A 13,346-nucleotide genomic window follows, 5' to 3' on the forward strand; every position below is an offset into this window, starting at 1 on the left:
ACATATCCTGCGCCTCCGACGTCGACGCATCACTGCGTAACCGGCCTGTTTGATCTATTGCGCACTGTAATTCTGCGCAAACTCCACCAAATCTGTTGACGAATAGGGCCTTCGTGTTTCACTCACGAGGCTCAATTGATCCAAAAAGGATGATCCCATGATCCCGTCCGTTCTGCCGACCTATAATCGCGCGCCTTTGACCTTTGTGAAAGGTGAGGGCGCCTGGCTGACCGAGGCGGATGGCCGACGTTTCCTTGATCTCGGCGCCGGGATCGCCGTGAACGCGCTGGGCCATGCGCATCCGGCGCTGGTGAACGCGTTGTCCGAACAGGCGCATGCGCTGTGGCACGTGTCGAACCTCTATCACATTCCCCAGCAGCAGGCCTTGGCCGACAAGCTGGTGGAACATACCTTTGCCGATACGGTGTTTTTCACCAATTCCGGAACGGAATCCTGTGAACTGGCCGTGAAAATGGCCCGCAAGCATTTCTATGACAAAGGTCAGCCAGAACGGGTCGAGATCATCACCTTCGACGGCTCGTTCCACGGTCGGTCTTCGGCTGGGATCGCAGCGGCAGGGTCCGAGAAGATGACCAAGGGCTTTGGCCCGCTGCTGCCTGGCTTCGTGCACCTGACATTTGGCGATCTGGACGGTGTGACCAACGCCGTCACCGAGAAAACCGCCGCGATTCTGATCGAACCGGTGCAGGGCGAGGGCGGTATCCGCCCTGTCCCCGATGCGGAAATGAAAGCGCTGCGCCAGATCTGCGACGACAATAGCCTGCTGTTGATCCTTGACGAAGTGCAATGCGGCGTGGGCCGAACCGGCAAGCTCTTCGCCCACGAATGGGCTGGGATCACGCCGGATATCATGATGGTTGCCAAAGGCATAGGCGGAGGGTTCCCCCTGGGCGCCGTCCTGGCCACCGAAGACGCCGCCAACGGCATGACCGCAGGCACCCATGGATCGACCTATGGCGGCAACCCGCTGGGCTGCGCCGTGGGCTGCGCAGTGATTGACCAAGTGGCAACCCCTGCCTTCCTCGAAGGTGTGAACCGCAAGGCGGGCCTTCTGCGTCAGAAACTCGAAGGGCTGATTGCCGACCACCCGGATGTTTTCGAAGAGGTGCGCGGCACTGGTCTGATGCTGGGTCTGAAATGTAAGCCCACCAATATCGACGTGGTGAATGCGGGCTATGACAATGAGGTCATCACCGTCCCTGCTGCCGACAATGTGATCCGCCTGTTGCCACCGCTGACCCTGACCGAGGACGATATCGCGCAAGCCATGATCCGCCTGGAAAAAGCAGCGCAGCAGGTCCAGGCCAATCTGACCACTGCCTGATCCTTCTTATGTTCAAAAATACCTCGGGGGCCGCCATTCGGGCGCCATTGGTTCAAGATCCAATGACGACGGGCAGTGCCCCCGGCAACCAAAAGCCAAAAGCGAAACGAAATGAACCATTTTCTCGACATTCACAAAACCGAAGCAAGCGACCTGCGGGCTATGATCGACCAAGCCGGCGCAATGAAACAGGCGCGCCTTGGCCGCCCCAAAGCCGCCGTTGATGATGAACAACCCCTCAAGGATCGGATGGTTGCTCTGATCTTCGAAAAACCCTCGACCCGGACGCGCGTGTCTTTCGATGTCGGCGTGCGCCAAATGGGCGGGCAAACGATGGTGCTGTCCGGCAAAGACATGCAACTGGGTCACGGAGAAACCATCGCCGACACCGCGCGCGTGCTGTCGCGCTATGTCGACATGATCATGATCCGCACCTTTGACGAGACGATCCTTACGGAAATGGCCGAATTCTCGGACGTGCCGGTCATCAACGGCCTGACCGACCGCACCCATCCCTGTCAGATCATGGCCGATGTCCTGACATTTGAAGAACATCGCGGGCCGATCGCAGGCAAAAAGGTGGTCTGGACCGGCGACGGCAACAATGTCTGCGCATCCTTTCTTCATGCGGCCGGTCAATTTGGCTTCGACTTCACATTCACAGGCCCTCCACAGCTTGACCCCGAAGAAGAGTTCATGGGATTCGCCCGCCAAAAAGGGTCGCAGATCGTGATCGAGCGTGATCCGTTCAAAGCCGTCCAAGGCGCCGATCTGGTGGTAGCCGACACGTGGGTCTCGATGCATGACAGCCAGTCTGCCAAGGAACGCCGCCACAACCTTCTGCGCCCCTATCAGGTCAATGCCGAACTGATGTCACATGCTAAGCCGGACGCGCTGTTCATGCATTGCCTGCCGGCCCACCGCGAAGAAGAGGCGACATCCGAGGTCATGGACGGCCCGAACTCGGTGATCTTTGACGAGGCCGAAAACCGTCTGCACGCGCAAAAGGCTGTGATGCGCTGGTGTCTGGGCGTCTAACGCCTGCGCAGGTCCCATACACGCAATCTGGCGAGCGTCCAAACGCTCGTCACCAGAACCAAACCACATAGGGCGGCTTTGGTCACAACCTCCATCGTGCCTTCAATCAGGAGCGCATGAGCGACGGTCCCGGCAATTGTCACAGAGGCTAAAACGGTGTGCAAAAGCCGCCAGATGCGAAACCGCAGGGCCAGCCGCTGCCTCAAAACGCCCAACCCACAAGCCACGAATGCAGTCCACATGGCGATGACGCCCCACACTGAGAATGGAGTGGGCGATGTGAAGGTCAAAGCATCTACAACATCCGGCGGGCTGGTGATCCACAACCCGGCGACGTGGATGATGATGGCACCGATCAAAATCAGGCCAACCCAGCGGTGCAGGCGGCGGCTGAGAAGTGGCGTTACTCCCGGTAGAGCTTTTGAGGCCAATAGCGGCTGCAACAACAATAAGCTCAGCGACAGCACCCCCGCGAAACCTGCAACGATGTAGATAGGACTTCGCCAGGCCAGATAGGGGCTGAAGCCAGCAGCAATGACTGGCACCAAAAGCGCAACAAACAAGGCCACCCAGACCAATGCGGTGCGACGAGCCACTTAGATAGGTTGCAACACGAAATGCGCCGCAAGGGTTTTGTCCCGTGCACTGGACATCACAGGGCGTAGGAAAACCGTCTCGAATTCGCCGCTATCATAGGCCAGATGCCCATGCGGTTGCCCAAAAGCAGGCACGATCTGCGGCATCTCCAGCCGGAACGCACCTTCCGCGTCGGTTAAGGTTGCGCCGTGGCTTAGGGGGTCGCGCTCATGACCTTCGGTTGTGTGCGCCCAGATTTGAATGCGTTGACCGGGCAGAGGGGCACCGTCACCTGCGCGGCGCACGGTACCCTTCATCCAGAACCCGCCGCCACCAATCCGTTCGACCACAGGAGCGCCGGGGCGATAGTTGTTCGATCCTCCGCGCATCGACGGCGTCGGCGCCAACCCTTTGGCGCGAGCAGGAACCAAAAGGCCCGAGGCCAACACAGCCCCGCCTCCTGCGATCAGAGAACGACGATTGAGGGGCGAACCGGTCATGCAATCCTCCTGCGGTTTGACGCTAGATATAAAATAGCACGATCTCAGCTTATTCCGAGGAGGATATGCGAATTGTGAAGTGGCTCGAGGATGCGGGGGCCACTTCTGGGCGTTCGGAGCAGGGTTTCTTTGCAGCGACTAAACGAATGGTATGTGATAACATAATTGCAATGAAATGATGTAGCTCGCAATGCGCACTAGTTATGTGCAAAAATTGCAGTATTAATGATGTTTTTTGGGGCATATGTTGCATCCACGAACAGAACCTACGTTTGCAACTGAGGACACCGGAATGAGTTGGAACCCCACCCACAGCCCCGAATGCCAGTCTGAGAGCGCCGCGCTTGAAACACTGATCATTCCTCGGGCTCGCGATCTCGGCGGGTTTGAGGTGCGACGGGCGCTGCCTTCGGTAAAACGTCAGCTTGTCGGACCATTTATTTTCTTCGACCAGATGGGCCCGGCGGAATTTATCACCGATGGTGGCATTGACGTGCGCCCGCACCCGCATATTGGGCTGGGTACCGTAACTTACCTGTATCAGGGTGAATTCGAACATCGCGACAGTCTGGGCACCCATCAGATGATCTATCCAGGCGAGGTGAACTGGATGGTAGCGGGGCGCGGTGTGACCCATTCGGAACGCACAAGCGCCGAAACACGCGGCAAAAAGCACAGTCTGTTCGGCATCCAGACCTGGATCGCACTGCCGGACCAGCACGAGGATATGGCCCCCGATTTCGAACATCACAAGCAAGGTGCGTTGCCGCATATTCAGGACACAGGGGTCAGTGCGAGGCTCATCCTTGGATCGGCCTATGGCGCGTCCAGCCCCGTAAACATGCTGTCCGAGACCTTTTATCTGGATGTTCAACTTGACCCCGGCGCGGCCATTCCCTTGCCCGACGATCAAGAGGATAGGGGCGTCTACGTGACACAGGGCTCGGTCGAGGTTGCAGGCGACGTTTTCGAAGCCGGCCGCATGATGGTGTTCCGGCCAGGCGATCGCCTTTCGGTCAGGGCAGGACCAGCAGGGGCGCGGCTGATGCTGTTAGGGGGCGCAACATTGGGGCAAGATCGGTATATCTGGTGGAATTTTGTCTCATCCTCGAAGGAAAAGATCGAGACCGCCACGCGGGAATGGCAGGCCGCCGATTGGGCGAAGGGTGCTTTTCAACTGCCCCCCGGAGATGACGCCGAATATATCGAGATTTCTGAACAGCTTGCACGCACGAAGCCCAGATTGGCGCGGTGACGGAACGTCACGTGACCTTGCCCCAGTGGCCTATCCCGGCAATTCTTGTCTGAAGGGGAGGGCGACATGAAAATCGCCATAGCGGGTGCAGGCAGTATCGGGTGTTATTGCGGCGGGTTGTTTGCTAGTGCCGGTCACGAGGTCACTCTGTTGGGGCGTGCCCGCGTTTTGGACCCGATCCGGCAACATGGCCTGACCCTGACGGATTTTGCCGGGCAGAACCGGCACATTGACACTTTGACCCTAGCCGAGGATCCGGTGTGCATGGCAGATGCCGAGGTGGTCATCGTCACCGTCAAATCCGGAGCGACGGCAGATATGGCTGCGCTGATTGGGCAATATGCGCAGCAGTCGGTAGTGCTGTCCTGGCAAAACGGGATCGAGAATGCGCGTGTACTGCGCGCTGCCTTGCCCGCTCAGGATGTCCGCGCCGGAATGGTGCCGTTCAACGTTGTTCCTATGGAGGGCGGGCGGTTTCACCGGGCCACCTCGGGCGAGATTGTCATCCAATCCGGCGCAGGAGGTTTGGGGCAGGCGCTGGGATCTGCGGAATTGCCTGTTGTCGAAAGCGACAGGATCGAGGCCGTTCAGTGGGGCAAGCTAGTCATCAACCTCAACAATGCGCTGAACGCCTTGTCCGGGATGACGTTGAAACAGCAGTTGATGGACCGGAACTGGCGTCAGCTTATGGCCGACCAAATGGCCGAGGCTCTGGCTGTTCTCAGGGCTGCGGATCATCCCGTTGCATCGACCACACCGTTGCCTGCTTGGGCTATTCCGCATGTTCTTCGCCTGCCGACGCCGTTGTTTTCAAAAATTGCGGCGCGGATGCTGACGATAGATCCTAATGCGCGCACCTCTATGGCATATGACCTGATGGCCGGGCGCGTTACCGAGATCGACAGCCTGCAAGGCGAGATTATCCGCCTCGGAGTGCAGCATGGCGTGGCGACGCCGTATTGCGCGGGTGTGCAGGCTTTGATCGAAGAGGCGCAGGATCAGCCTTTATCCGTTGATCAGGTCAGGCGCGCTGTGGATTAGTGGAAGGCCGTCAGAAGGCCGAAGATCTTCGCCGACATGACGGCCGAGGCGGGTACTGTCACCATCCACGCCCCAAGGATCGTCATGAAATGCGACCGGCGGACAAGCTTGCGGCGTTGGCGTTCCTCGCGGGCACGTCGTTGTTCAGGCGGGCGCTGTTGGTTGGACTTTTTCCAGCGGCAATCTGTCTCCCATTCGCGGAAGAAACCCACCCCGAATACTGCGCCGATAGCGATATGGGTGGTGCTCACGGGTAAGCCCAGCCAACTGGCCAGAATGACGGTCAGAGCTGTGGCGAGGGCGATGCAAAAGGCACGCATCGGGTTCAGTTTCGTGATCTGGGTACCCACCATGCGGATCAGGCGCGGACCAAACAGGAATAAACCGAAAGAGATCCCAAACGCGCCGATCAGCATGATCCATTGCGGCACGGCTACCGTGGCGGCAAGGTCGTGGAATTCAGACACGTGGACGATCCCGGCCAAAGGGCCAATCGCGTTCGCCACGTCATTTGCCCCATGCGCGAAGCTGAGGAAAATGGCAGCGATGATCAGAGGAAGGCCAAACAGAGATTTCATCGCCCGGCGGCGGTTCTCTATGTTGCGGGTCCGCCTGTGCACCCATGGGATCGTAAGTCGCCAGAAAACAAGCCCCAAACCTCCACCGGTGCTCAATGCGATGACAGGATCAACTTGGACGACCCGCTCTAACCCTTTTACCGCCATATAGGTCGCAAAAGCACCTGCCATCAGCCCCACCAAAATAGGAACCCAGCGGCGCGCGGCGGTGATTTTGTCGTCCTGGCGCAGAATGCGCGCGCGGATAAAAGCCAGGAACATGGCGGCGACCGCGCCGCCAATCACGGGCGAGACCATCCAACTGAGTGCTATGGTGCCGACGGTGCTCCAGTTCACGGCGCTCAGACCTGCGGCTGCGACGCCTGCGCCGACCACGCCCCCAACGACCGAATGCGTGGTCGAAACCGGGGCCCTCACCCAAGTGGCGATATTGACCCACAACGCCGCCGACATCAGGGCCGCCAACATGGCCCAGATAAAGTGCGCTTCTGTTGTGACCGAAGCCGGATGTACGATATCGCGCGAAATAGTCGTCACGACATCACCCCCGGCCAGCAGCGCACCTGCGCTTTCGGCGATGGCGGCGATTGTGATGGCGACACCCATCGGCAACGCGTTGGCGCCCACGGCGGGGCCCATGTTGTTGGCGACATCGTTGGCGCCCACATTGATCGCCATATAGGCGCCGAATACGGCGGCTGCGACCACAACCAGACGCCCGTCGGCCTGCCCAAACAACACTGCAGCAGTCAATCCCGCCAACACCACAAAGGCCAACGCAACGCCGGAGGCCAGCAGCGGGCGCGCAACGAACGCATTCGCGTGTTCAATACGCGAAATGCGGTGCAGGTCGCTGTCCAGCGCCTTCCATCGGCTGTTGGTGTGGATTTCAGTCATTGGGTTTTGCAAGTGGTTGCGGGCTAGCGCAGGCCGATACAAGGTTCGGGCCTGCTATTCAACCTTCTGCCCTTTCAGGGCTTGCGAATGTGTTAATACCGACGAAGAAGCGCACGCAATTCGGGCTCGTTCACCCGCTCTGCCGCCTCGGACGGGCGAACCCAGTGCCGCTCGCGCTGGCCGAGCTCCGGGAACTCGTCCGCCAACTCCTCTACCTCAATTCGGTACACGCTGGTCAGAACCGGAAGCAAAGATCCGTCGTTTAGCTTTTTGTCATATGTATAGCGCCCCACCGGGTCCCGGTGGATATGTGCGGCCTGAACGCCGGCCTCTTCCCATGCCTCTTGCGCAGCCGTTTCCGCACCGTCTTTGCCATCCATGGGCCAGCCCTTTGGGATGATCCAGCGACCGGTGTCGCGGCTGGTGATCAGTAGCACCTCGATCCCGCTATCGGTTTGGCGCGTGCACAACGCTGCGACCTGCACCCTGCGGGGACGCAGGAACAGGGGGCGAAGGATCTCCTCCCAGGTATTTCGCAACCAATGTGACATGTATTTTTTACGCCGGCCTGCCCGAGCGCCTCCTCAAGCGGTCAAATAACAACGAAAGAAGATATATTCAATAAACCGGAGGGGCAGGCCTAATTGCGTCGTTTCGCACGCAAGGTTGGGTCGGCCTGTGTGGGGTCTTCGGGCCAGGGGTGTTTGGGGTATTGCGCGCGCATGTCCTTTCGGACATCAGCGTAGGAGCCCGCCCAGAACCCCGGCAGGTCGCGTGTGATCTGAATGGGGCGTTGGGCCGGGGACAGCAGGGTGATCTTCAGCGGTTCGCCTCCGACAACCGGATGGCGGGTAACACCGAACAGTTCCTGCAACCGGACCGAGATTTCCGGGATCGCCCCGCCATAATCAATCGGTACCTTGCGGCCCAACGGCGTCTGAAACGCGCCCGGCGCACGTCGGTCCAGTTCCTGCGTCTGGGTCCAGTCTAGCCGTGCACGCAGGGCAGGCAGCAGATCAAACCGCTTCAAGTCCTCGGCCGAGCGCACGCCTGACAGCATGGGCAGCAGCCAGTCCTCTAGAGTGTTCGTCAGCCCCTCGGCTGAGAAATCGGGCAGGTTGGCACCTTGGGCGCGGACAAGTTCAACCCGCGCCGCCAGCCGGGCGGACGCCCCTTCGAGCCGCAGTCCGAGGTCGCGGACACCGTCCAACATCGCCAGTGCCAAGGTTTCGTCGGGCACGTCCTTCCAGATACGGTCATCCAAGGTAATCGCGCCCAGCCGTTCCTGCCTGCGGGCGATGACGCGGCGGTCGCGTTTGGACCACGCACAACTTTCGACCCAGGCGATCTGATCCGCGAAGAGATCACGGATTTCACGTTCCGAGATCTGCGCAGCCATGCGCACGCGCGCCTCGCGCGGATTGCCGTCGGTGTCGGTGACAACCAGATAGGGGGCTGCGGCCAGGGTGTCCGTGCTGTCCAGCACCACTCCCTTGCCACCCGACAAGACATAGCGCGGCTCATCGCCTTTGCGGCGTTGGCCGATGCGGTCGGGATAGGCCAGCGCGGCCATGGCGGCGGGGCTCAGGTCGGATGGGCTGCCCTTGCTGCGCAGCCGCTTGGCCTCGGCCTTGATGCGATCAAGCGCACCCGTATTTACTTGCCAGACGCGGTTGCGTTGAAATGCGCGCGGGTCGCGCAAGGCCTCAAGCCGCAACAACATATCAACAGGCGCGCCAAGCAGCGGGTCGCGCTCGGCCATCAACGCGGCCAGAGCGGCGGCGTCCGGCCCGGCACGTTCCAGCATATGTCCCAGCCTTGGGTGCAGGGGCAGAGCGGCCAGCGCGCGACCGTGATCGGTGATCCGCCCCTTGCGGTCCAGTGCGCCCAGCATGGTCAGCAAGGCGCGGGCCTCAGACATCGTGCCTTCGGGCGGAGGGGTCAGAAAGGCCAGATCGCCCGGTTCCGCCCCCCAAAGCGCCAGTTCCAGCGCCAGACCGGTCAGGTCGGCTGCCTCGATCTCGGCCGGAGGGTAAGCGGCCAGCGCGCCGTCTTCGCCCTTAGACCACAGGCGATAGCAAACGCCTTCAGCCACGCGTCCGGCACGGCCCGTGCGTTGGGTTGCCTCGGCGCGTGTGACCCGTTCCGTTACCAGCCGCGACATGCCTGATCCCGGATCAAACCGCGCCCGCCGTGCCTGTCCCATATCGACCACAACGCGGATGTCGGGAATGGTTAGAGAGGTTTCGGCAATCGACGTGGCCAGAACGACCTTGCGCCCCGTCTCGACCGGAGCAATCGCCTTGCGCTGGGCGGCAAAGGGCATCGCGCCGAATAGGGGGCGCACAACACACACATCGGGCAAGCGCCCGGCCAAGGCGTTTTCGGCGCGGCGAATCTCGCCCTCGCCTGGCAGGAAAACCAACATCCCGCCGGTTGTTTCGCGTTCGGCCTGCACCACCAGATCGACCAGAGCATCCAGCCGTCGCGCCTTCGTGCCCAAAGGATGGTCCAGCCAGCGTGTTTCAACCGGAAAGCTGCGGCCGGACGAGGTTACTAGTGGCGCGTTCATCAACCGCCCGACAGGTTCGGCGTCCAACGTGGCAGACATGGCCAAAAGGATCAGATCGTCGCGCAACGCGCCTGTCACCTCAAGGCACAGCGCCAGTCCCAAATCGGCATTAAGGGACCGTTCGTGGAATTCGTCAAAGATCACCGCGCCAACGCCGGGCAGGTCGGGTTCGGATTGTAGCATCCTGGTCAGGATGCCTTCGGTCACGACCTCGATCCGGGTGTTGGCCGACACCTTCGCTTCGCCCCGTACCCGGTAGCCCACCGTCTGCCCCGCACGTTCGCCCAGCGTTTCGGCCATGCGTTCCGCTGCCGCACGGGCGGCCAGACGGCGCGGTTCCAGCATCACGATCTTGCCGCCACACAACCCCGCCTCGAGCATCGCCAGAGGGACCCGTGTCGTCTTACCCGCGCCCGGAGGCGCTTGCAGTACGGCCCGCCCTGCGGATTTTAGGGCAGCCAGCAGTGCAGGAATGGCGTCGTCGATTGGCAGTCGAGTCATGCAGGCTTTATCCGCCAAGCGCCGGGCGGCGTCTAGTTCCTCTGCACCGGTTTCGTCAGAGGAGAGGCCTATCTCGCACGCCTTTACCCAAAGCGGGTCCGCACGCTGGGCCTGAGCAGCGACGGTGAAGGGGACAGAAACTAGACGCCAGGGTCACAAAAACAGCGCAGCTTGTTGGCATCCAGCGGGGTCTACGCACAGTCCGGTCTGGACAAATCGGCTGTGGCGACGGCAATTAGTGGAGCCGCAGGAGGTTGGGACGAAAATGGACATAGACAACCTGAGTGACAGGATTTTGGACGGGGACCGGCGTGCGCTGGCCCGCGCGATCACTTTGGTCGAAAGCGGCCGTGCTGACCACCGGGCGCAGGCGGGTGAACTATTGGCGCGTCTGGCCAATTCCGGGCGGCAGGCGCTGCGCATCGGGCTGTCGGGCACGCCGGGCGTTGGCAAATCCACATTTATCGAAAGCTTCGGCATGATGTTGATCGGGCAGGGGCTGCGCGTTGCTGTTCTTGCGGTCGATCCCAGCTCGGCCCGGTCCGGCGGGTCAATTTTAGGCGACAAGACCCGGATGGAGCGTCTGAGCCGCGAACGCGCCGCCTTTATCCGCCCGTCCCCAAGCCAAAGCCATCTGGGTGGTGTGGCCCGTCGCACCCGCGAGGCCATCGCCCTGTGCGAGGCCGCAGGGTTCGACGTGGTTCTGATTGAGACCGTTGGCGTGGGGCAATCCGAAACCGTGGTGTCCGAGATGTCGGACTTGTTCCTGCTCTTGCTCGCACCGGCGGGCGGGGACGAGTTGCAGGGGGTCAAGCGCGGCATCATGGAAATGGCGGATATGATTCTGGTCAACAAGGCGGATGGGGACCTCAAGGCTACTGCAACCCGTACCTGCGCAGATTATGCGGGAGCATTGCGGCTGTTGCGCAAGCGCCCGCAGGACCCTGAGGGCTTTCCCAAGGCAATGACGGTTTCAGCCGTCGAAGAACACGGGTTGGAACAGGCTTGGGTCGAGATGCAGGCGCTTAGCCAATGGCGCCGTGAAACAGGTCAATGGGCAGCGAACCGGTCCGATCAAGCCTGTTTCTGGTTCGATCAGGAGGTGCGCCATGCCCTGCTGGCCAGGCTGGAAACGTCCGAGGCCAAAGCTGAAATGGCATCGTTGAATGCCAAAGTCGCGCAAGGGGTGCTCAGCCCGGCTGCTGCTGCGCAACAGATGCTGTCTCATCTGGTTTAGGGGGCTATCAGTGGGGTGTTCTTTTTGCGAATTTTCCTGACAAAACCATGATGTGACTGGTGCGCCCCGGCGTCATGCAGCAAAGTCAAAGAATTCCGTTGATCCGTCTTGACCCTCTCGGCGATTCCCACTAAACGCATCCAACCAGTTTTCGGGCGCGACTTCGGGTTGTGCCCCTTGTGATTTGGCCGAGGGCGTTTTGCCTGGCCTCCAGAAACAAAGGAAGAAACCATGTCGCGCCGTTGCGAACTGACCGGAAAAGGCCCGATGACTGGCAACAATGTCAGCCACGCCAAAAACAGAACTCGTCGTCGTTTCCTGCCCAACCTGAACGACGTCACCTTGCAGTCCGAAGCTCTGGGCCGCGGCGTTAAGCTGCGCATCTCGGCGGCTGCGCTGCGCTCGGTCGACCACCGCGGTGGTCTGGACGCGTTCCTGGCCAAAGCCAAGGACGAAGAGCTGTCGGCCAACGCGCTGAAAGTGAAAAAAGAAATCGCTAAGGCACAGGCCTCCGCCTAAGCTTTTTCCTATCTGCGAATTTTGACCCTGCACCTGTCCGGTGCGGGGTCTTTTCGTTTACAGTCAAGACATTATGAGAAAAGCACTTCCAGCGTGACAATGTTCACATACAGTTGGCTGACGTAGGGTTAAGTTAAGTCATATTCATCTGGCGGAGTTCACTCTCATGTCTTTCAAATCCTACGATTTTCTTGCCCTGTTGACCGGTTTTTTCGGCAATACCTTTGGGACAGGTTTTCGGATGCAACGTCAGGTGAACCGGCTGCATACGAGCTTGACCAAAGGGTCCGTAAAACGACCGGAACTGGACCGCTGACGGTTCATTTCAAACCAAGGGCTTCTAGCGCTGCCGATTGTGCTTGAAGCCCGCTTTCCCTCGGGCTTATACCGTGGGTCAGAGTGAGACCCGTTCTGAAATATCTCTTGCCTTACATGCTATCGCTGCTGGTTGTCCTGACCGGTCAGAGCGTTGCGGCCTCGCGCGGGGTGGACGCCGCTGCAGGGCAGATGGTGCTGTGTACGGGCACAGGGCCGGTGGTCGTCTATATGGACGCCGAAGGACAACCGACGCAACCGCCGCACTATTGTCCGGACTATGCGCTGACATTGCTGGGGGCGATTGACGCGCCGCATGTGGACGTTCCGCCTGCGCCGCGCCCCAAGGTTGCCGTGCCGGCACGCACGCGCGGAAATCTGATCGCGGCACCCCGTCCACGTCATCCGGCGCGCGCGCCTCCGGCCCGGATTTGATCGCAAACTCAGTTCGTTCAAATACCCAAGTCAGGAGAGGCGCAATGCCCTTTTCATCCAAATTCACGGCGGTGCTGGCCGCCGTTACCTTTGCCTCCGCCGCTATGGCGCAGGACACTATCACGGTCGAGGATGCCTATGCGCGTTCGGCAGGCAAAGCAGCCAAGGCCGGGGCGGCCTTTATGGTGATCCAAAACAGTGGCGATGCCGAGGACCGGCTGATCGGTGTGCAATCCGACGCGGCGGCACGGGTCGAGTTGCATACCCATGAGATCGATGAAAACGGCGTTGCCAAGATGATCCATGTTGAGGAAGGCTTTGTGATCCCGGCGGGCGAGTCGCATATGCTGAAACGCGGCGGCGACCATGTGATGTTCATGGGACTTGCCGCTCCGTTCGAACAAGGTGAGACGGTTCCTGTGACGCTGATCTTCGAAAAAGCCGGTGAGGTCGTGATCGAGGTTCCCGTCGATTTGGAACGTCACGATACGGGCGGCCACGGGTCGCATTCTAACTAGGCCTACGCCTGTCTTCGGG

Annotated in this window: 14 protein-coding genes; 9 read left to right on the forward strand and 5 right to left on the reverse strand. The window is 60.4% G+C overall.

Features of this window, described 5'->3' with window-relative positions:
- Window positions 1-157: 157 nt before the first annotated feature.
- Complete coding sequence (locus tag ACR0L1_RS16040; protein WP_480859809.1) at window positions 158-1,345, forward strand: acetylornithine transaminase; 1,188 nt, start codon at window positions 158-160, stop codon at window positions 1,343-1,345.
- 111 nt (window positions 1,346-1,456) lie between these two features.
- Entirely contained in the window at window positions 1,457-2,383 is a 927-nt protein-coding gene (gene argF, locus ACR0L1_RS16045) for an ornithine carbamoyltransferase (RefSeq protein WP_480859811.1), read from the forward strand.
- On the opposite strand, the gene ACR0L1_RS16050 is transcribed toward argF, so the two are convergent.
- Window positions 2,380-2,979 carry a ferric reductase-like transmembrane domain-containing protein gene (locus ACR0L1_RS16050; protein ID WP_170790427.1) on the reverse strand — a complete coding sequence of 200 codons (600 nt, stop codon included), beginning with the start codon at window positions 2,977-2,979 and terminating at the stop codon, window positions 2,380-2,382. The two genes, argF and ACR0L1_RS16050, sit on opposite strands and share 4 nt — an antisense overlap.
- On the reverse strand, window positions 2,980-3,459 hold the full coding sequence (locus ACR0L1_RS16055; protein WP_480859813.1) for a twin-arginine translocation pathway signal: 480 nt from the start codon (window positions 3,457-3,459) through the stop codon (window positions 2,980-2,982).
- 292 nt (window positions 3,460-3,751) lie between these two features.
- Between ACR0L1_RS16055 and ACR0L1_RS16060 the strand changes: the two genes are divergently transcribed.
- Window positions 3,752-4,714, forward strand: a complete 963-nt coding sequence (locus ACR0L1_RS16060; RefSeq protein ID WP_480859815.1) for a pirin family protein — start codon at window positions 3,752-3,754, stop codon at window positions 4,712-4,714.
- 66 nt (window positions 4,715-4,780) lie between these two features.
- The gene (locus tag ACR0L1_RS16065) at window positions 4,781-5,755 is read left to right on the forward strand and encodes a 2-dehydropantoate 2-reductase (RefSeq protein WP_480859817.1); all 975 of its coding nucleotides are present in this window, start codon (window positions 4,781-4,783) and stop codon (window positions 5,753-5,755) included.
- On the opposite strand, the gene ACR0L1_RS16070 is transcribed toward ACR0L1_RS16065, so the two are convergent.
- From ACR0L1_RS16070 to hrpB, 3 genes are all read right to left on the reverse strand, one after another.
- Window positions 5,752-7,230, reverse strand: coding sequence for an inorganic phosphate transporter (locus ACR0L1_RS16070; RefSeq protein ID WP_480859819.1), 1,479 nt, complete (start codon window positions 7,228-7,230; stop codon window positions 5,752-5,754). The two genes, ACR0L1_RS16065 and ACR0L1_RS16070, sit on opposite strands and share 4 nt — an antisense overlap.
- 92 nt (window positions 7,231-7,322) lie before the next feature.
- Window positions 7,323-7,781, reverse strand: coding sequence for an NUDIX hydrolase (locus ACR0L1_RS16075; RefSeq protein ID WP_170770042.1), 459 nt, complete (start codon window positions 7,779-7,781; stop codon window positions 7,323-7,325).
- 89 nt (window positions 7,782-7,870) lie between these two features.
- The gene (gene hrpB, locus ACR0L1_RS16080; RefSeq protein WP_480859821.1) at window positions 7,871-10,303 is read right to left on the reverse strand and encodes an ATP-dependent helicase HrpB; all 2,433 of its coding nucleotides are present in this window, start codon (window positions 10,301-10,303) and stop codon (window positions 7,871-7,873) included.
- Window positions 10,304-10,568: 265 nt separating this feature from the next.
- Between hrpB and meaB the strand changes: the two genes are divergently transcribed.
- The 5 genes from meaB (at window position 10,569) to ACR0L1_RS16105 (ending at window position 13,327) form a co-directional block, all read left to right on the forward strand.
- A complete protein-coding gene (gene meaB, locus ACR0L1_RS16085) occupies window positions 10,569-11,540 on the forward strand; it encodes a methylmalonyl Co-A mutase-associated GTPase MeaB (RefSeq protein WP_170782816.1) in 972 nt (323 codons plus the stop codon).
- Between the two features lie 231 nt (window positions 11,541-11,771).
- A complete protein-coding gene (gene rpmB, locus ACR0L1_RS16090) occupies window positions 11,772-12,059 on the forward strand; it encodes a 50S ribosomal protein L28 (RefSeq protein WP_170326827.1) in 288 nt (95 codons plus the stop codon).
- Between the two features lie 166 nt (window positions 12,060-12,225).
- Window positions 12,226-12,375, forward strand: coding sequence for a hypothetical protein (locus tag ACR0L1_RS16095; protein WP_214646780.1), 150 nt, complete (start codon window positions 12,226-12,228; stop codon window positions 12,373-12,375).
- A gap of 83 nt (window positions 12,376-12,458) precedes the next feature.
- Entirely contained in the window at window positions 12,459-12,809 is a 351-nt protein-coding gene (locus ACR0L1_RS16100) for a hypothetical protein (RefSeq protein ID WP_480859823.1), read from the forward strand.
- A gap of 44 nt (window positions 12,810-12,853) precedes the next feature.
- Window positions 12,854-13,327, forward strand: coding sequence for a copper chaperone PCu(A)C (locus ACR0L1_RS16105; protein WP_480502743.1), 474 nt, complete (start codon window positions 12,854-12,856; stop codon window positions 13,325-13,327).
- Window positions 13,328-13,346 lie beyond the last annotated feature (19 nt).

It is taken from the genome of Ruegeria sp. J8 (assembly GCF_056531925.1).